Origin of the sequence: Embleya australiensis, from assembly GCF_051903075.1 — a bacterium.
Taxonomy (GTDB): domain Bacteria; phylum Actinomycetota; class Actinomycetes; order Streptomycetales; family Streptomycetaceae; genus Embleya.
In genome coordinates this window covers 450,999-468,402 of record NZ_CP182422.1, presented here as the reverse complement: position 1 = coordinate 468,402, position 17,404 = coordinate 450,999, and the positions used below count along the sequence as shown (strand labels likewise).

The following is a 17,404-nucleotide window of genomic DNA, read 5'->3' as shown; positions in this document are numbered from 1 at the left end:
GGATTCCGCCCGAGCACGCCCTCTCGGGCGGTCCGCGGGCCCCGCCCGCGCCGTCATCGGCGACCATGGACCTCGGCACGCCCCCTCACGGAGAGCACGATGACCGGCAACCTCGAACGGTACGCGGAGCGTCACGCCCGGGTCGTGGACGTGCTGACGGCGGTGGCGTCCTGCGTGTGCACGGTCTTCGGGGCCCGGATCGGCACATCCGAGTCCGCGCCGCCGCATGCCCTGTGGCCCGCCTGGATCCTGGTCCTGTCCGGGATCGCCGTGGCGGGCTCCCGGAGCCGGCCGCGGGCCGCCCTCGTGGTCACCGCCGCCGCGGCCGCCGTGCTGACCGCGCTGGGCTACCTGCCCAGCCCCCTGCTGCTGGCCCCCGTGATGACCGCCCTGTACTGGCTCGCCGCGCTCACCGATGCGCGGACCGTCGGCGGCTACGGCTCGGCGACCATGACCGTGCTCCTGGCCACCTCGCTGGCCGGCGCGCCGATCGGCGACGACTTCACCCTGCGGACCGTGGGCACGGTCCTGTGGCTGCTGCTGCCGGTGTCCCTGGGCAGTTGGAGCCGGTTGCGGCGCGCCTACGTCGAGTCGGCGCAGGCCCGCGCCGCGCATGCCGAACGCACCCGCGAGGAGGAGGCCCGGCTTCGCGTCGCCGAGGAACGGATGCGCATCGCCCGCGAACTCCACGACGCCGTCGCCCACCACATGGCCGTCGCGCACGCCCAGGCCGGCACCGCCGCCCACCTCGCCGACACGCACCCGGAGCAGACCCGGCGGATCCTGACCGACCTGGTCGGCACCACCACCGCCGCGCTCCTGGAACTGCGCGCCACGGTGGGCGTATTGCGCCGAACCGCCGATCCGGACGCCGATCCGCTGGAGCCCGCCCCGGGCCTGGACCGCCTCCCGACGCTGGTCGCGGCCTGCGCTTCGGCCGGTCTGACGGTCACCGTCGACACCGAAGGACAGGCCCGACCGTTGTCCCCGGGCGTGGACCTGACCGCCTACCGGATCATCCAGGAGGCCCTGACCAATGCCACGAAACACGCGTCGGACCACGCGGCCCGGGTCCGGCTCCGCTACGACGACGCGCGCCTGTTCATCACCGTCACCAACGACGGCACGACCGACGGCGGGCCCGTGCCGCCGGTGCCCGGCGGCGGATACGGACTGATGGGCATGCGCGAACGCGCCCACTCCGTCGGCGGCGACCTGCGCGCTGGCCCCCGACCCGAGGGAGGCTTCGAGGTCGCGGCCGCCCTCCCGTTCCAGCCCCGCACCCCGGCGGACGCCCCGGCCGGACGACGACACGAGGAAACCCGTTGACCATCCGTGTCCTGCTCGCCGACGACCAGGCCCTGCTGCGCGGCACCTTCCGGCTCCTGATCGACTCCTGCGCCGACATGGAGGTGGTCGGCGAGGCCGCCGACGGCGGGCAGGCGGTGGCGGCGGCCCGCGCCCACCGGCCCGACGTCGTCCTGATGGACATCCGCATGCCCGGCACCGACGGCCTCGCCGCCACCGCCGCGATCTGCGAGGACCCCGATCTCGCCGGCACGCGCGTGCTGATCCTGACCATGTTCGAGACCGAGGAATACGTCGCGCAGGCGCTACGGGTCGGGGCCAGCGGTTTCCTCGGCAAATACGTCACCACGGACGCGCTCCTCGACGGCATCCGAACCGTCGCCGGGGGCGAGGCGCTGCTGTCCCCGGGCGCCACGCGGGCGCTGATCACCCGCTTCCTCACCACCCCCGCCTCCGGACCGCCCCTGGCCCCGGCCGAACGCCTCGCCGACCTGACACCCCGCGAACAGGAGGTCACCGTCCTGGCGGCGCACGGCAAGTCCAACGACCGGATCGCCGCGGAGCTGGTGCTGAGCGTGTTGACCGTCCGCACCCACATCCAACGCGCCATGACCAAACTCGGCGCGCGCGACCGCGCCCAACTCGTCGTCATCGCCTACCAGAGCGGCCTGGTACGCCCCGAACCCCCCGGCCTGTGAGGACGGTGGCGTCGTGTCCCCGATGCGCATCGGTACGCCCGCGGGCCCTGCCGGACGGCGGCGCACACCACGCCCACGGATGTGCCCCTCGTGGGCGTGGGCGGACGCGGGAGGCTAGGTTGGAGCGCATGCGTGTGGCGTTGATCGATTCCGGGACGGGGTTGCTGCCGACAGCCGGGTGGTTGCGGCGGTTGCGGCCCGATCTGGACCTGTTGATGTGCATGGACCCCGATCACATGCCCTGGGGCGACCGGAGCGAGGCGGTGATCACCGAACGGGTGCTGGCCGCCGGTGAACTGGCCGTCGCGCGCGGCGTCGACGGCATGGTGGTGCCGTGCAACACGGCCACCGTCACCGCGCTCGACACGCTGCGCGCCCGACACGAACCCGCCCTGCCGGTGGTGGGCACGGTGCCCGCGATCAAGCCGGCCGCCGCGGCCGGCGCGCCGTTCGCGGTCTGGGCCACCGCGGCGACCACCGCGAGCGCCTATCAGGCCCGGCTGATCGAGGAGTTCGCCGCCGGACACACCGTGGTCCGGATCGCCTGCCCGGGCCTGGCCGAGGCGATCGACCGGGCCGACGAGCCGGCCATCGAGGTGGCGCTCGCCGACGCGGCGCGCCGCACGCCCGCGCACTGCGCGGGCGTGGTCCTGGGCTGTACGCACTACCCGCTGGTCGCCGAGCGGATCGCCGCCGCGCTGCCCGCCGAGGTGGTGCTGTACGACAGCGCCGAGGCGGTCGCGCGGCAGACGTTGCGCCGGCTGGGCCTGAGCGAGGACGCCGGGGCGACGCCGGGTGGCATCGAGGTGCTGCTCAGCGGGCGCCCCGGCGCGCTCCCGCCGAACGCGCTGGCATACCCGCTCGGCCGGGCCCTCGCCGGTCGCCGCCCGCTGGAGGCGTCCACGGGGATCGGCGCCGGATCCGCCTGAGCCGGCCGCCGCTCAGGCGTTCCAGGAGCGGGTGCACAGCACCAGCGGGTAGCCGTCCGGGTCGGTGACGGTGACGCCGAACCTGTCCCAGTAGGGGTTGTGTGCGGCGGTGCGGGTGCCGCCCGTCGCGATCAGCCGGTCCACCAGCTCGGGGTCGATCGGGCCGCCCAGGTAGAGCACGAACAGGTCGTCGACGGTCGGTGTCGGCGGCAGCGGGTTTTCCGGGTCCCGGGTGAGTTCGAAGTGCCAGTGGCCCCCGGGCAGTCCGACCATCACCAGGTCGTGCTCGCCGGGGACCTGCTCGGTGGTGCGCCACAGGACGCTCAGGCCCAACCCCTCGACGTAGAACCGCTCGGCGGCGGCGAGGTCGAGGGAGGGGCGGGCGATACGGACGTGCGTGTCGATGTCGATCATGGCGGTGAGGCTAGCGGGCACCCGCCGGCCGGGAGCGGACGGGCGCCCGGCGGGACCGGCTCGAACCGCAGCGGACGGCCGATCGCGGCGCCGATCATGGCCACCTGGTCGGCCCGCGCGAGCACGTCCGGGCCGGTCAGTACGTAGCCGGCGCCGGCGTGGCCGTCCTCGGTCAGCACCCGGACCGCCACCGCGGCGATGTCCCCCGGGTGCACCATCGGATTGGCGGGCAGGTCGGGCCCGTGCACGACGCCCGTCTCGCGGATCTGCCCCGCCCAGCGGAGCGTGTTGCTCGCGATCGTCTCGGCGCGCAGGAAGGTCCACGCCGCACCGGACTCGGTGATCGTGCGCTCCGGATCGGCATGCAGCGCCCCGATCGGGTCGTCCCGCCCGGCGAGCGCGTCGGGCACCCGCGACGAGGAGAGGTAGACGACCCGGTCGGTGTGCTCGGTGACCGCCGCCGGCACCTCCGGCGCGCCCTCGGCGGTGAGGAAGGGCCAGACCGGGAACACCGATTCGACCCCGATCAGCGCCGCGGCGAGGCCGGCCGGATCGGCCGGATCGCCGGCGACCACCTCGACGCCGGGGGGCAGGTCGGCGGTTTCGGGACGCCGGACCAGCGCCCGTACCTCGGTTCCCGCGGCGAGCAGTTCGGCCACCACATGGCGGCCGACGTTGCCGGTCGCCCCCGTCACCAGAATCATCCATCGTCCCTTTCGTGCCGTCGGGCGGAGGGGGATGTGCCGCCCTCCGCCGTCGGACGCTCGCGCGAGCGACGCGGACGAGAGGTCGAGCCCGGGTGCGGCGCGGCTTATTCCAGGACCTTGGCCAAGAACGCGGACAGGTTGCCCTTCGTGCGCTCGATCTGCTCGGCCAAGGTCAGCGATTCCTCGAACCGGCCGCCGGGGGCCGGCTTCTTCAAGCCTCGGATGTAGAGCGAGCAGGCCAGGTCGGTGCACATGTACACGCCGACCGAGTTGCCGTCGCGGCCCGCTCGGCCGGTGCGGCGCGCGGTCATCAGCGAGACGCCGCTGCCCGGGTGTGTGGTCAGACACAACGAGCACATGCTGCGGTGCAGGTAGCCGCGCCGCTGGGCGGGGAAGCGCAGGGTGACGCCGACGAGGTCGCCTGCGTGCTCGGTCACCAGGTAGGTGCGATCCGGTGCGCCCGGATCGCCCCAGCCCAGGAAGTCCAGCTCGGCCCAGGGGCGTTCGGCCAGGTCACGGGGCATCGGCAGGCGTTGCGCCTCGCCCTTGGAACAGTTGACGAACGACGTGCGGATGTCCTGCTCGGTCAGTGGGTTCATGCGGCGGAAACTAACAGTGCCTGTGTACTCTAGGCAACAACCTAGAGGGACTAGGAAGTGGGAAAAACACCGGGGTGCGATGATCGGCGCCTCGACGGAGGGGGCGGGTTGGCGCGCAAGGGACTGACCGCGGAACGGGTGACCAGGGCAGCCGCGGATCTGGCCGACGAGGTCGGCTTCGAGAACATCACCCTGACCGCGCTGGCGCGCGGCTTCGGAGTGAAGGACGCGAGCCTGTACTCACATGTCCGCAACCTTCAGGAGTTGCGGGTGGGCATCGCCCTGCTGGCCGCCGCCGAACTGGCCGACCGCATCGCGGCGGCGGTGGCGGGCCGGGCGGGCCGGGACGCGCTGACGGCGTTCGCGCGGGCGTACCGCGACTTCGCGCTGGAGCACCCCGGTCGCTACGCGGCCACCCAGGCGCGGATCGATCCGGCCCTGCTCGCCTGCTCGGACGGCCACCGACGCAACGTCGACTACACCTACGCGATGTTGCGCGCCTACGGCCTGGAGGAACCGGATCTGACCGACGCGGGGCGGCTGTTGCGCAGCACGTTCCACGGTTTCGCGGTCCTGGAGGCCAACGGCGGGTTCGGCCACGTGCGCCCGCCGGGGGAGTCCTTCGAGCGGGCCGTGCAGGCGCTGCACGCCGCGCTGGAGCGGTGGCCCGACTGAGCGCTTGCCGCAGCGCCCGGCGCGCGGTTCGATCATGGTGCCCGGCGGCGGGTCGCCGGTCGGGCGGCACCGGGTTCGAGGGAGGCGTGTGGTGACGAAATACGTGGCGCTGTTGCGCGGGATCAACGTGGGCGGACACCGCAGGGTGCCGATGGCGGATCTGCGCCGAGTGCTGACCGAACTCGGCTTCACCGAGGTGCGCACGCTGCTGCAGAGCGGGAACGCGGTCTTCGCGGCCGCCGAGCGGCCGACCGATGAACTCGTGGCGACGATCGAGGCGGGACTGGCCGCCGAGTTCGGGTTCGCGGTGGACGTGATGGTGCGCAGCGACGCGGAGTGGCGGGCGGTGGTGGCGGCCAATCCGCTGGAGGTGCGCGATCCGGCGAAGCTCGCGGTGGCGTTCCTGCGCGCGCCGTTCGACCCGGCGGTGCTGGCCGGGGTCGATCCGGCCGACTACGCGCCGGAGGAGTTCAGCGCCGGCGAGCGCGAGTTGTACATGTACTTCCCGGACGGCCTCGGCAAGGCGCGGCTGACCCCGATCCTGTCCCGCCGGCTCGGCGACGGGGCGACCGTGCGCAACTGGAACACGGTGATCAAACTGCTCGCGCTGCTGGAACCGGCGACCTGAGCCGCCCGCCCCCGGTGTCGGGGCAGCCGGAAAACGCGGTGTCGTCCGAAAGGCGCGGAGGAGCCCGAAAGCATTGCACAATTGCTTGTGCACAGATTAATGTGCACACATGGGAGAGACGCCGGAACCCCGCGAGGTCACCGAACTCGAAGCGCTGAAGGCACTCGCCCATCCCCGGCGGCAACGGATCATGCGGCATCTGGAGGCGGACGGTCCGGCCACCTCCGCGACGCTGGCCCGCTCGCTGGACCTGAACACCGGCGCGACCAGCTACCACCTCCGGGAACTGGCCCGACACGGCTTCGTGGAGGACTTCGACGACCCCGACGCGCACGGCCGGGAGCGGTGGTGGCGCGCCGTGCGTCGGGACCTGCGGTTCCCGCCGCGCAGCGAGCAGAGCGCCGAGGTCCGCCCGGTGGTCGACGAGATGACCCGCCTGGTCTTCGCGGCCGACCTCCAGGACTTCCTCGACGCGAGCACCGCACCCGAGGCCGGGGAGGAGATGGACATGCCGTATTCGCGCGGCACCATCCATGTCACCCAGGCCGAACTGGGCGAGTTCTTCGAGGAGTACATCGCCCTCCTGAACCGATACAAGCGCACCGGCCCGCTGCCCGACGGCGCACGGGCGGTGCAGACCCGGTTCTTCACGTACCGCTCCCCGGCGACCGGGGCGGGGACGAACCTGCCCGGGACTGACGCGCCCGGGACCGGCGAGCCCGAGACGGCGCGCACCACCACGACCCCCGACACCCGAGACAAGGGCGACGCCGCACCATGAGTTCCCACGACCAGATACCCGAAGCCGTGTCCCTGATCGGAGTCGGACGCGTGCACGGCAAGGGCACCGCCGCCGTCACCGCGCTGAGCGACGTCACCGTCGGCATCCCCCGCGGTAGCTTCACCGCGGTCATGGGGCCCTCCGGCTCCGGGAAGAGCACGTTCCTGCAATGTGCGGCCGGTCTGGACCGGCCGACCAGCGGCACGGTGCGGCTCGGCGAGACCGACCTGACCGGGCTCAACGAGACCGGCCTGACCGAACTGCGCCGCGAGCGCGTCGGCTTCGTCTTCCAGGCGTTCAACCTGATGCCCTCGCTGACCGTGCTGGAGAACATCACGCTGCCGCTGCGCCTGGCCGGCCGCAAGGCGGACCGCGAGTGGCTCGCCGAGATCGTCCGGCGGGTGGGCCTGACCGGGCGTACCGTACACCGCCCGGCCGAGTTGTCCGGCGGCCAGCAGCAGCGCGTCGCGATCGCCCGCGCGCTGGTCACCCGGCCCGAGGTGGTCTTCGCCGACGAACCCACCGGCGCCCTGGACACGGTCACCGCGAAGGAGGTGCTGGTCCTGCTCCGCGACACGGTGGACACGATGGGGCAGACCGTGGTGATGGTCACCCACGACCCGGTCGCCGCCTCCTACGCCGACGACGTGCTGTTCCTCGCCGACGGCCGGATCACCGACCGGCTCGCCGGGGCGAGCGCCGAGCAGATCGCGGACCGGATGACCCACCTGGGCGCGTGGGCCGCCTGATGCTCTTCCTCGCCCTGCGTACGCTGCGCGCCCGAAAAGGCGGCTTCGTCGGCGCGTTCGTCGCGCTGATCTGCGCCGCCGCCCTGGTCACCGCGTGCGGCGCGCTGCTGGAGACCGGCCTGCGCGGCGACATCCGCGTCGAACGCTACGCCGCCACCGACACCGTGGTCACCGCCGACCAGAACCTGCACTGGACCAAGCACAAGAAGGGCAAGACCAAGGTCAAGTCCAAGCCGTTGACCGAGCACGCCTGGCTGGACGCCGCCGCCGTGGACCGGCTGCGCACGATCCCCGGCGTGGAGGTGGTGCCCGAACTGACCTTCTCCGCCCACGTGCTCACCGCCGGCGGCCGGGCCCTGGACACCGACGACAACGCGTGGGGGCACGCGTGGGAGTCGGCGCGGCTGACCCCCTTCGGGCTGCGTGCGGGACGGGCCCCGGCGGCGGCCGGCGAGATCGTGCTGGACGCGGACCTGGCCCGGCGGGCCCGGGTCGAGGTCGGCGGCACGGTCACCGTGCAGGCCGGATCGGCCCCCGGCGCCTACCGTGTGGTGGGCGTCGCGACGCCGCCCGGTCGGGATGCACTGGCCCGGCAGGCCACCGTGTTCTTCGGCGCCGACGACGCCAGGCGGCTGGCCGGACACCCCGGACAGGTCGCGGCGGTGGGCCTGTTCCCCGCCCCCGGCGCGGACCCGGGTACCGTGCGCAAGGCCGCGAAGACGGCCCTTGCGGGGACCGGCGCGCAGGTACGGACCGGCACCGATCGTGGCCCCGCGGAGTTCCCGGCGGCGGCCAAGGCCCGGGTCACCCTGATCAGCCTCGGCGGCGCGCTCGGCGGCACCTCGCTCCTGGTGGCCGTCCTGGTCGTGGTGGGCACGTTCGCGCTGTCCATCCAGCAGCGTCGGCGCGAGATCGCGCTGCTGCGCGCGATCGGGGCGACGCCCCGGCAGATCCGGCGCATGGTGGGTCGCGAGGCACTGGTGGTGGGCCTGCTCGCGGGCGCGCTCGGCGCGTTCGCCGGACTCGGCCTGGCTCGTTGGCTGCACGGGCGGTTCGTGGCGTTCGGCGCGATGCCGGACACGCTGGAATTGAGGCTCAGCCCCTTCCCGCTGATCGGCGCGGCACTGCTGACCCTGGTCGCGGCCTGGACCGCGGCGCGCGTGTCGGTCCGGCGCGCGGCGCGGGTGCGGCCCACCGAGGCCCTGGCCGACGCGGCGATCGAACGACCCCGGGTGGGCGTCGGGCGACTGATCGGCGGGCTGATCGCGGCGGCGGGCTACGCCGTGCTGTTGCTGGTGCTCACCGGGTTGGACACCGAGCCCAAGTCCACCCCCGTCACGTTCCTCACGGTGATCCTGGCCGCCGTCGCGATCGCGCTGCTCGGTCCGATCGTGGCCCGCGCGGCGACCGCCGTGTTCGGCGCGCTGGTCGGGCGCCTGTCGCCGGTGAGCGGCTTCCTGGCCGCGCGCAACGCCCGGGCCGCGGCCGAGCGGGTGGCCGCCGTGGTCACCCCGCTGAGCCTGGCGGTGGCGATGGCCTCGACCATCCTGTTCACCCAGACCACCGCGAGCCACGCCGCGCAGGAGCAGGCGAAGGCGGGCACGTTGGCGTCGTACACGCTGGCCGCCGGCCCCGGTGTACCCGGCCGGGCGGCCGAGGCGGCGCGCGCGGTGCCCGGGGTCGAGGTGGTCACCGAGGTGCTCCACACGCTCGTCCGGGCCGGCCAGGACAAGTTCGCCGCCCAGGGGGTCACGCCCCAGGGCTTGGAGCGCACGCTCGACCTGAAGACGAAGTCCGGCTCGTCGGCGGCGATGACCGACACCACGGTCGCGGTGAGCGACCTGGCCGCCAAGACCAAGGGGGTCGGGGTCGGCGACGACCTGAAGGTCACCATGGGCGACGGCGTGGTGGTCACGCTCAAGGTGGTCGCGGTCTACGAACGCGGCCTCGGCTTCGGCGACCTGACCCTGCCGTACGCGGTGACGGCGGCGCACGTCGACCGGCCGGCTGCCGCGGCGGTGCTGATCTCCGGGACACCCGCGTTGTCCCGGGAGCCGCTGCGGCGTGCGATGGCCGACTTCCCCGGGGTCCGGGTGCTCGACCGCGGCGAGGTCGAACAGGCCCGGCGGGACCAGGCCGGCACCCAGGCCCAGGTCAACTATGTCGCGATGGGGCTGATCATCGCGTTCACCGGGATCGCCGTGGTGAACACGCTGGTGATGGCCACCTCGGCCCGGCGGCGCGAATTCGCGCTGCTGCAACTGGTGGGCACCACGCGCCGACAGGTGATGCGGATGTTGCGCTGGGAGACCGGGGCGGTGGTGCTGCTCGCCGCCGGGCTGGGCTCGCTGGTCGCCTACGCGACGCTGACCGCGTACAGCATGGGCATGACCAAGAGCGCGTCGCCCTACGCGCCGCCGGCGACCTACGCGACCGTGGTGGTCGTGGCGGCGCTGTTGGCACTGGTGTCGACGGTGGTGCCGGCGCGGGTCGCCTTGCGCGCAAACCCGGCGGACACGATGGGGCTGCGCGACTGATCACCGCAGGAACGGGGGAACGCCGGCCGGGCCTTGGGTGGGCCCGGCCGGCCCGCCCCTCGATCCAGAGCGCGTCGGGGTCGGCGAGGTCGTGGTCGACTCGTACCGGTGCACGCCCCCGACCGCGCGTCAACAAGCTGGATGGATGTCGAATGGGGCTCTCGTGGCCGACGGGGGGCCGGACTTGCCTGCGGGCGAGGCGCGGCGGTTGGCTCGCGAGGATCGGGGTGGGGTTGAATGGCGGGTCTTGTCGGTCGGGTCGGGAGGCGGCGGCGTGGAGATTTGGCTCAATCCGGCGTGTTCGAAGTGTCGGGCCGCCGTGGATCTGTTGGACGCGGAAGGCGCCGCCTACACCGTGCGGCGGTATCTGGAGGAGCCGCCGTCCGCGGCGGAGATCGAGGCGGTGCTCGGGCGCCTGGGCTTGGAGCCCTGGGACATCACCCGCCTCGGGGAGGCGGTCGCCGCGGAACTCGGCATCGCCGACTGGGGGCGGGATGCCGGGGATCGGGCACGCTGGGTCGCGGCGCTGGCGGCGCATCCGGTGTTGATCCAGCGGCCGATCATCACGGCCGACGACGGTCACGCGGTGGTGGGACGCAGCCCCGAGGCGGTGCGCTCGGTTCTCGGGTGAGGGCGGGCGCTGGTCGGGGTGAAGGGAAAATCGGGAGACATCTGTCCGATTTGAGGTAATTTATAGCAATCGCGCCCTAACGTAGCGTCATGATCCTCTCGGTGGCCTCGTACTTCGTGGTCGCGGCGATCGCTCCGTGGCTGGTTCGCCGCCTCGGGCGCAACGCCTTCCTGGTGCTCGCCGCGCTGCCGGTCGCGACCACCGGCTGGGCGCTCGCCCAGGCCGGCTCGGTGTTCGACGGCCACGCCCTGGTCGAGTCGCGGGCGTGGATTCCTGAGCAGGGCGTTTCGCTGGCCTTCCGGTGTGATGCCCTGGCGCTGCTGATGGTGTTCCTCGCGGCGGGCGTGGGCGTACTCGTCCTCGTCTATTGCGCGCGCTACTTCGACGACGACGAACCCGGACTCGGTGCCTTCGCCGGGGTCCTGATCGCCTTCGCCGGCGCGATGATCGGGCTGGTCACCACCGACGACCTGATCCTGCTGTACGTGTTCTGGGAGTCGACCACGGTCTTCTCCTACCTCCTGATCGGCCATCGCAGCGAGCACCGGGGCTCGCGCCGGGCCGCGATGCAGGCGCTGACCATCACCACCTTCGGCGGCCTGGCGATGCTGGTCGGGCTGATCCTGCTCGGCGAACGGGCCGGCACCTACCGGCTCTCCGAGATCCTGGCCGATCCGCCCGGCGGCACGCTCGTGACCACCTCGATCGTGCTGATCCTGGTCGGCGCGCTGGCCAAGTCGGCGATCGTGCCGTTCGGATCCTGGCTGCCCGCCGCCATGGCGGCGCCCACCCCGGTCAGCGCCTACCTGCACGCCGCCGCGATGGTCAAGGCCGGCGTATACCTGATCGCCCGGCTCGCCCCCGGCTTCGCCGAACTCGCGCCCTGGCGGCCGATCGTCCTGATCACCGGCTGCGCCACACTGCTCCTGGCCGGGTGGCGCGCGCTGCGCGAGAACGACCTGAAACGTGTCCTCGCCTACGGCACGGTCAGCCAACTCGGCCTGCTCACCGTGGTCACCGGCGCGGGCAACCGGGACGCGGCGCTTGCCGGCATCGCGATACTGGTCGCGCACGCACTGTTCAAGGCCACGCTGTTCCTCGTGGTCGGCATCATCGACCACGGCGCCGGCACCCGCGACCTGCGCCGACTGTCCGGCCTGGCCCGCGCCATGCCGGTCACCTGCCTGGTCGCGGTGGTCGCCGCGCTGTCCATGGCCGGACTGCCGCCGACGGCCGGGTTCGTCGCCAAGGAGGCGGTGTACGAGGCGTTCCTGCACCGAGGCCGGGCCGACACCGTCGTGCTCGGCGTCCTGGTCGCCGGATCGGCGCTGACCGCCGGCTACAGCCTGCGCTTCGTGTGGGGCGCCTTTGCCCGCAAGCACGGCGTGCCCACCACCACGTGCGCGCCCCAGAGCGGACTGCTCCTCGCCCCGGCCCTGGTGCTCGGCGCGAGCTGCCTCGGACTCGGCCTGGCCGCGCGCTCGCTCGACCACTGGATCTCCTCGTACGCCGACCTGTTCCCGGCCGGCGGCACCGACTACCACCTGGCCCTGTGGCACGGCCCCGGCATCGCGCTGAACCTGTCCACCGCCGCCGTCTGCCTGGGCATCGTGCTGTTCCTGGCCCGCGAGCCGGTGGTGCGGGTACAACTGGCCACCGCGCGGGTCGAGCCCTCGCGGCTGTACGACCTGCTCGTGCGCGGCGTCGATCGGGGCGCGTTGCAGCTGACCGGCACCACCCAGCGCGGGTCGATGCCGGTGTACGTCGGGGTGATCCTGCTCAGCCTGATCGCGATCACCGCCGCCGCCGCGCTCGGCCGACTCCCGCTGCCCTTCCCGGACACACCACGCTGGTGGGACTCCGCCGCCCAGGTCGTGGTCGCCCTCCTGGTCGTGGCCGCCGCGCTGATCGCCGCCGGTACCCGGGGCAGGCTGCCCACCGTGCTGCTCGTCGGCGTCACCGGCTACGGCTGCGCGACGTTGTTCGTCCTCCAGGGCGCCCCCGACCTCGCGCTCACCCAGGGCCTGGTGGAGACCGTCAGTCTGGTGGTGTTCCTGCTGGTGCTGCGCCGACTGCCCGGCCGCTTCCGCGACACCACCCGACCCGTGCGCCGCGCCGTGCACATCGTGATCGCGGTGCTGACCGGCGGCGTGCTCGCGAGCGTCGCGGTATCGGCGTTCGCCGCGCGGACCCGGCCCCCGGTGTCGGAGGCGTTCGCCGCCGCGGCCGAGGAGGCCGGGGGCAAGGAGATCGTCAGCGTGCTGCTCGTGGACATCCGGGCCTGGGACACGATGGGCGAGATCGCGGTGCTCGCGGTCGCCGCGATCGGGGTGACCAGCCTGATCTTCGTGCGTCGGACCCGGGAGTTGCCCCGACTCGCCGACCGCGCGCCCGACGCTCCGCCGCCGCCCGCCGGCGGTGACGACGCGCATCCGGGCCACGAACCCGAGCCGGCCGGCCGCCTGGTCGCCGCCCGCACGCTCGCCCCCGGGCGGCGCACGGTGCTCTTCGAGGTGGTCGCCAGGGTGGCCTTCCCGACCGTGCTCGTCCTGTCCCTCTACTTCCTGTTCAGCGGCCATTCCACGCCGGGCGGCGGCTTCGCGGGCGGGATCACCGCCGGACTCGCGCTCCTGGTGCGCTACCTCGCGGGCGGCCGGTACGAACTGGCCGAAGCCGCGCCACTGCCCGCCGGGCGGCTGCTCGGCACCGGCCTGGTGGTCGCCGCCGGCGCCGCCCTGGTCGGCCTGATCGTCGGCGGCGCCCCGCTGCGCAGCACCGTGCTCGACGCCGATCTGCCGGTGTTCGGCGGCGTGCACATCGCGACGTCGGTGTTCTTCGACATCGGCGTCTACCTCCTCGTGGTCGGCCTCGTGCAGGACGTGCTGAGCGCGTTGGGCGCGGAGTTGGATCGGCGCATCGAACAGACCCGCGACCCCGATGCCGAACGGACCGTGATCGTATGAAAAGCCCCACCCTGATCCTGGTGCTCACGGCGGCGGTCCTGGTGGGTGTCGGGGTGTACCTGATCCTCGAACGCAGCCTCACCCGCGTGCTCCTGGGCGTGGTGCTGATCGGCAACGGAGCCAACCTGATCGTGCTCTCCGGCGGCGGGCGGGCGGGCGGCGCGCCGGTGCTCGGCGTGACGCTCCCGGGCCGGATGAACGACCCGCTGCCCCAGGCGATGGTGCTGACCGCGATCGTGATCACCCTCGCGGTGACCGCGTTCGTGTTGTCGATGGTGCACCGGCACTGGGAGTTGACCGGGACCGACGAGATCCAGGACGACGCCGAGGACCTGCGCGTGGTGCGCCGCGCCGAACGCGGCGACCTTCGGGCCGAACACCGGCGGCTGCGGCGTGAGTTGCGCGAGCAGACCAGGGCCAGGCGGGCGGTGGTGCGCAGGCTCGCGGTCGAGGCGCGGGCCAACTACGCGGCCGAGTGCCGGCGGCTCGGCGTGGACGAGCGCGGGCACGGCGGGCGGCCCGAGGAACAGCGGATCGCCCGCGAGCGGCGCGCCGAGCTGCGCCTGCGGCTGCGCGGGATCAAGTCCGAACACCGGGTCCAGCAGCGCGAGCTGCGCGCCCGTTTCCGGGCCGCGCGGCGCGAGTTGAACCGGCAGGCGCGGGCCGAGCGCGCGGCCGTGGCGCGGGCGGACGGCGTGGTGGACGCGGTGCCGGACACCGAGTTTCCGCGCGAGACGACCACGATCGGGTCCGGCCACGGCGCGACGGCGTTCCGGGCGGGCCGGGGCGGCGACCACGTCGGGAACGAGCCGCGCCGATGAATCACCTGGTCCCGCTGCCGGTGCTGCTGCCGCTGTTCGGCGCGGGCCTGAAGCTGGCCATCGGCGCCCGGCTGCCACGGGGCCAGCGGGTGATCAGCGTCGGCGTGTTGACCGCCGTACTCGGCGTGGCCGTCGCGCTGCTCGTGTCGGCCGACCGGGACGGTCCGGTGGTGGCGCGGATGGCGGGCTGGCCCGCGCCGACCGGCATCGTGCTCGTGGCGGACCGGCTCTCCGCGCTGATGCTGGTGGTCTCCTGCGCGGTCACCCTGGGCGTGCTGATCTACTCGATCGGGCAGGGACGCGCGGACGAGGACGAGGCAACGCCGCTGTCGGTGTTCCACCCCACCTACCTGATCCTGGTCGCCGGCGTGGCCGACGCGTTCCTGGCGGGTGACCTGTTCAACCTGTACGTGGGCTTCGAGGTGCTGCTCGCGGCCAGCTACGTGTTGTTGACCGTCGGCGGCACCGCCGCGCGGGTGCGCGCGGGCGCGGGCTACGTGGTGGTGGGCCTGCTGTCCTCGCTGGTGTTCCTGGCCGCGATCGCGATGGTGTACGCGGCCACCGGCACGGTCAATCTGGCCCAACTCGCGGTGCGGTTGCCCGAGGTGGATCCCGGGGTGCGGTTGATCCTGGAGTCGATGCTGCTGATCGGATTCGGGGTCAAGGCGGCGGTGTTCCCGCTGTCCGCGTGGTTGCCCGACGCGTACCCGACCGCGCCCGCGCCGGTGACCGCGGTGTTCGCCGGGCTGCTGACCAAGGTCGGGGTGTACGCGATCATCCGGGTGCAGACGCTGCTGTTCCCGGAGGGGCAGGTGCGCGAACTGCTGCTCGTGGTCGCCGCGGCGACGATGATCGTGGGCATCCTGGGCGCGATCGTGCAGAGCGACCTGAACCGGTTGTTGTCGTTCACGCTGATCAGCCACATCGGCTACATGGTGTTCGGCATCGCCCTGGCAAGCGCGGCGGGTCTGGCCGGGGCGGTGTTCTACGCGGTCCACCACATCACCGTGCAGACCTCGCTGTTCCTGGTCGCCGGGCTGATCGAGCGGCGCGGCGGAAGTACCGACCTGGGCCGGCTCGGCGGTCTGGCCCGGATGTCGCCGGTGCTCGCGGTGTTGTTCTTCGTGCCCGCGATGAATCTGGGCGGGATTCCGCCGCTGTCCGGATTCCTGGGCAAATGGCTGCTGTTGCGGGCCGGCGCGGAGTTCGGCACGGTCACCTCGTACGTGCTGATCGGCGCGGCGGTGGCGACCAGTCTGCTCACGCTGTACGCGATGGCCCGGGTGTGGGGGCAGGTGTTCGGCGGTACGGCCGACCACTCGGGGGCGACCGCCTACTCCTCGGGCGCGAGCCTGAGCGGGCGCGACGTCGCGGCGACCACCAGTGTGCTGCCGCGCGCGATGACGCTGGCGACCTGCGCGCTGGTCGCGGTGGGCGTGGCCTTCACCGTGTGGGCGGGCCCGCTGGTCGCGCTGGCCGATCGTACGGGGGCCGAACTGGTGGGCCGCTCCGCCTATGTCGACGCCGTCCCGCTGCCCGGCGGGGTGCATCGCAGCGGAGGCCGATGAACGCCACCCGGGTCGACACGGCGCGCCGCCGGCGGCGCATCTCGCCGCTGCTCGTGGTGTGGCTGACCGCCGTGTGGGTAGCGCTGTGGGGCACGTTGACCGTGGCCAACGTGCTCACCGGGGTGGTGTCCGCGGTGCTCATGCTCGTCCTGTTGCCGCTGTCGCCTGCGCGGGATCGGCTCGCCTTCCGGCCCTGGGGGCTGGTGCGCTTCGTGCTGCGCTTCGGGCTCGACCTGGTGGTGTCCTCGCTGCGCGTCGCGTGGCAGGCACTGTGGCCGGGCAGGTTGCCGCGCAACTCGGTGCTCGCGGTGGAACTTACGCCCCGCTCCGACCTGTTGCTCACCCTCACCGTGCTGGCCCTGAACGTACTGCCCGGCAGCATCGTGATCGAGATCGATCGGGGCCGGTCGACCACGCTTTTCATCCACGCGCTCGGCGCCGACACACCGGCGGCGGTGGCGGCGGCCCGCCGGGCGGTGCTGCGGTTGGCCGCCCGCGCGGTCGGCGCGTTCGGGACCCGCGCGGACCGCGCCGGCCCTGAGGATCCGTCCCTGTCCGCTCGAACTCCCGGGGAGCACCCATGAATCCACTCGTCGGCGGCGCCGTGATCGTGCTGCTCGGCTCGGCCGCGCTGATGGCGCTGATCCGGCTGGTGCGCGGGCCGTCCACGCTGGACCGGGCGGTGGCGGTGGACATGCTGCTCGCGGTGATGTTGGCCGCGATCGCGGCCGAGGCGACGCTGAACCGGCACACCACCACCGTTCCGGTGCTGCTCGCGCTCGGCCTGGTCGGTTTCCTGGGCTCGGTGTCGATCGTGCGCTTCTCTGCCCGGGAGGGGAGCCGACGTGCGCGCGGGTGAGTTCGCCGACGGCGCGGCGGTGGGCTGCCTGCTCGCGGGCTGCGCGCTCGCCTTCGTCGCGGGGGTGGGCCTGTTGCGGTTCCAGGACACCCTGTCGCGGATGCACACCGTGGCCAAGCCGCAGGTGCTCGGGCTGCTCCTGGTCACCCTCGGCCTCGGGCTGCGGCTGCGCAGCGGGATCGACGTCGGGATGCTGGTGATGGTGGCGTTCTTCCAAGTGACCACGGTCCCGGTGGCCACCCACCTGGTGGGCCACGCGGTGTACCGCCTGCCGCACCTGCCGACCGGCGACCTCGTCGTCGACGAACTCGCGGAGCGGCCCGACCCGGCGGGTTGATGCGGATCCGGACGGTGCTCGTGGCGCCGCGCGGGCGGATGGTCGGATTTCACTCCGATGGCCGGGGTTGGTGAGTCGGTTCGGCGGATACCCGGGACGAGACAACCATCCCGGGCGCGGCCATCCGAGAGAAGGAATCCACGATGAATCCCGAACCCCGCGAGGCAGCCCGCCGGCCCGGGTGCGATCGTGCCCCGAAC

General features: G+C 73.2%; 18 protein-coding genes. 15 read left to right on the top strand and 3 right to left on the bottom strand.

Features of this window, described 5'->3' with window-relative positions:
- The first annotated feature begins 99 nt into the window (after nucleotides 1-99).
- The 3 genes from ACMXN5_RS01880 (at nucleotide 100) to ACMXN5_RS01870 (ending at nucleotide 2,935) form a co-directional block, all read left to right on the top strand.
- The gene (locus tag ACMXN5_RS01880; protein WP_439673689.1) at nucleotides 100-1,329 is read left to right on the top strand and encodes a sensor histidine kinase; all 1,230 of its coding nucleotides are present in this window, start codon (nucleotides 100-102) and stop codon (nucleotides 1,327-1,329) included.
- A complete protein-coding gene (locus ACMXN5_RS01875) occupies nucleotides 1,326-2,006 on the top strand; it encodes a response regulator transcription factor (protein ID WP_439673688.1) in 681 nt (226 codons plus the stop codon). Before ACMXN5_RS01880 ends, ACMXN5_RS01875 begins: the two co-directional genes overlap by 4 nt.
- A 128-nt stretch (nucleotides 2,007-2,134) precedes the next feature.
- Nucleotides 2,135-2,935 (top strand): glutamate racemase, encoded by an 801-nt coding sequence (locus ACMXN5_RS01870; RefSeq protein ID WP_439673687.1) that lies wholly within the window; start codon nucleotides 2,135-2,137, stop codon nucleotides 2,933-2,935.
- 12 nt (nucleotides 2,936-2,947) lie between these two features.
- Here the strand turns inward: ACMXN5_RS01870 and ACMXN5_RS01865 are convergent, their stop codons facing one another.
- The 3 genes from ACMXN5_RS01865 to ACMXN5_RS01855 form a co-directional block, all read right to left on the bottom strand.
- Nucleotides 2,948-3,349 (bottom strand): VOC family protein, encoded by a 402-nt coding sequence (locus ACMXN5_RS01865; RefSeq protein ID WP_395786983.1) that lies wholly within the window; start codon nucleotides 3,347-3,349, stop codon nucleotides 2,948-2,950.
- Complete coding sequence (locus tag ACMXN5_RS01860) at nucleotides 3,346-4,053, bottom strand: SDR family oxidoreductase (protein ID WP_439673686.1); 708 nt, start codon at nucleotides 4,051-4,053, stop codon at nucleotides 3,346-3,348. Before ACMXN5_RS01860 ends, ACMXN5_RS01865 begins: the two co-directional genes overlap by 4 nt.
- Nucleotides 4,054-4,160: 107 nt before the next feature.
- Complete coding sequence (locus ACMXN5_RS01855) at nucleotides 4,161-4,655, bottom strand: FBP domain-containing protein (RefSeq protein ID WP_439673685.1); 495 nt, start codon at nucleotides 4,653-4,655, stop codon at nucleotides 4,161-4,163.
- A gap of 108 nt (nucleotides 4,656-4,763) precedes the next feature.
- Between ACMXN5_RS01855 and ACMXN5_RS01850 the strand changes: the two genes are divergently transcribed.
- The 12 genes from ACMXN5_RS01850 (at nucleotide 4,764) to ACMXN5_RS01795 (ending at nucleotide 17,204) form a co-directional block, all read left to right on the top strand.
- Nucleotides 4,764-5,330: a TetR/AcrR family transcriptional regulator gene (locus tag ACMXN5_RS01850; protein WP_439673684.1), complete on the top strand. Its 567-nt coding sequence runs from the start codon at nucleotides 4,764-4,766 to the stop codon at nucleotides 5,328-5,330.
- 91 nt (nucleotides 5,331-5,421) lie between these two features.
- Nucleotides 5,422-5,958: a DUF1697 domain-containing protein gene (locus tag ACMXN5_RS01845; RefSeq protein ID WP_439673683.1), complete on the top strand. Its 537-nt coding sequence runs from the start codon at nucleotides 5,422-5,424 to the stop codon at nucleotides 5,956-5,958.
- A 109-nt stretch (nucleotides 5,959-6,067) separates the two neighbouring features.
- Entirely contained in the window at nucleotides 6,068-6,739 is a 672-nt protein-coding gene (locus ACMXN5_RS01840) for an ArsR/SmtB family transcription factor (RefSeq protein WP_439673682.1), read from the top strand.
- Nucleotides 6,736-7,488 carry an ABC transporter ATP-binding protein gene (locus tag ACMXN5_RS01835; protein ID WP_439673681.1) on the top strand — a complete coding sequence of 251 codons (753 nt, stop codon included), beginning with the start codon at nucleotides 6,736-6,738 and terminating at the stop codon, nucleotides 7,486-7,488. Before ACMXN5_RS01840 ends, ACMXN5_RS01835 begins: the two co-directional genes overlap by 4 nt.
- Nucleotides 7,488-10,025 (top strand): ABC transporter permease, encoded by a 2,538-nt coding sequence (locus tag ACMXN5_RS01830; RefSeq protein ID WP_439677928.1) that lies wholly within the window; start codon nucleotides 7,488-7,490, stop codon nucleotides 10,023-10,025. The genes ACMXN5_RS01835 and ACMXN5_RS01830 overlap by 1 nt, the downstream gene beginning before the upstream one ends.
- 274 nt (nucleotides 10,026-10,299) lie before the next feature.
- Nucleotides 10,300-10,656: an arsenate reductase family protein gene (locus ACMXN5_RS01825; RefSeq protein WP_439673680.1), complete on the top strand. Its 357-nt coding sequence runs from the start codon at nucleotides 10,300-10,302 to the stop codon at nucleotides 10,654-10,656.
- Nucleotides 10,657-10,745: 89 nt separating this feature from the next.
- Nucleotides 10,746-13,619, top strand: a complete 2,874-nt coding sequence (locus ACMXN5_RS01820) for a Na+/H+ antiporter subunit A (protein ID WP_439673679.1) — start codon at nucleotides 10,746-10,748, stop codon at nucleotides 13,617-13,619.
- Nucleotides 13,616-14,440, top strand: a complete 825-nt coding sequence (locus tag ACMXN5_RS01815) for a Na(+)/H(+) antiporter subunit C (protein ID WP_395786992.1) — start codon at nucleotides 13,616-13,618, stop codon at nucleotides 14,438-14,440. The genes ACMXN5_RS01820 and ACMXN5_RS01815 overlap by 4 nt, the downstream gene beginning before the upstream one ends.
- On the top strand, nucleotides 14,437-16,008 hold the full coding sequence (locus ACMXN5_RS01810) for a Na+/H+ antiporter subunit D (RefSeq protein WP_439673678.1): 1,572 nt from the start codon (nucleotides 14,437-14,439) through the stop codon (nucleotides 16,006-16,008). Before ACMXN5_RS01815 ends, ACMXN5_RS01810 begins: the two co-directional genes overlap by 4 nt.
- Nucleotides 16,005-16,592, top strand: a complete 588-nt coding sequence (locus ACMXN5_RS01805; RefSeq protein ID WP_439673677.1) for a Na+/H+ antiporter subunit E — start codon at nucleotides 16,005-16,007, stop codon at nucleotides 16,590-16,592. The genes ACMXN5_RS01810 and ACMXN5_RS01805 overlap by 4 nt, the downstream gene beginning before the upstream one ends.
- Entirely contained in the window at nucleotides 16,589-16,867 is a 279-nt protein-coding gene (locus tag ACMXN5_RS01800) for a monovalent cation/H+ antiporter complex subunit F (protein WP_439673676.1), read from the top strand. Before ACMXN5_RS01805 ends, ACMXN5_RS01800 begins: the two co-directional genes overlap by 4 nt.
- Nucleotides 16,854-17,204 carry a cation:proton antiporter gene (locus tag ACMXN5_RS01795; RefSeq protein WP_395786995.1) on the top strand — a complete coding sequence of 117 codons (351 nt, stop codon included), beginning with the start codon at nucleotides 16,854-16,856 and terminating at the stop codon, nucleotides 17,202-17,204. The genes ACMXN5_RS01800 and ACMXN5_RS01795 overlap by 14 nt, the downstream gene beginning before the upstream one ends.
- Nucleotides 17,205-17,404: the final 200 nt, after the last annotated feature.

Bases quoted from the DNA above. Each gene is read 5' to 3' on its own strand.
- ACMXN5_RS01880 (WP_439673689.1), top strand. From the start codon at position 100: ATGACCGGCAACCTCGAACGGTACGCGGAGCGTCACGCCCGGGTCGTG.
- ACMXN5_RS01870 (WP_439673687.1), top strand. From the start codon at position 2,135: ATGCGTGTGGCGTTGATCGATTCCGGGACGGGGTTGCTGCCGACAGCC.
- ACMXN5_RS01865 (WP_395786983.1), bottom strand. From the start codon at position 3,349: ATGATCGACATCGACACGCACGTCCGTATCGCCCGCCCCTCCCTCGAC.
- ACMXN5_RS01860 (WP_439673686.1), bottom strand. From the start codon at position 4,053: ATGATTCTGGTGACGGGGGCGACCGGCAACGTCGGCCGCCATGTGGTG.
- ACMXN5_RS01855 (WP_439673685.1), bottom strand. From the start codon at position 4,655: ATGAACCCACTGACCGAGCAGGACATCCGCACGTCGTTCGTCAACTGT.
- ACMXN5_RS01840 (WP_439673682.1), top strand. From the start codon at position 6,068: ATGGGAGAGACGCCGGAACCCCGCGAGGTCACCGAACTCGAAGCGCTG.
- ACMXN5_RS01835 (WP_439673681.1), top strand. From the start codon at position 6,736: ATGAGTTCCCACGACCAGATACCCGAAGCCGTGTCCCTGATCGGAGTC.
- ACMXN5_RS01830 (WP_439677928.1), top strand. From the start codon at position 7,488: ATGCTCTTCCTCGCCCTGCGTACGCTGCGCGCCCGAAAAGGCGGCTTC.
- ACMXN5_RS01820 (WP_439673679.1), top strand. From the start codon at position 10,746: ATGATCCTCTCGGTGGCCTCGTACTTCGTGGTCGCGGCGATCGCTCCG.
- ACMXN5_RS01815 (WP_395786992.1), top strand. From the start codon at position 13,616: ATGAAAAGCCCCACCCTGATCCTGGTGCTCACGGCGGCGGTCCTGGTG.
- ACMXN5_RS01810 (WP_439673678.1), top strand. From the start codon at position 14,437: ATGAATCACCTGGTCCCGCTGCCGGTGCTGCTGCCGCTGTTCGGCGCG.
- ACMXN5_RS01805 (WP_439673677.1), top strand. From the start codon at position 16,005: ATGAACGCCACCCGGGTCGACACGGCGCGCCGCCGGCGGCGCATCTCG.
- ACMXN5_RS01800 (WP_439673676.1), top strand. From the start codon at position 16,589: ATGAATCCACTCGTCGGCGGCGCCGTGATCGTGCTGCTCGGCTCGGCC.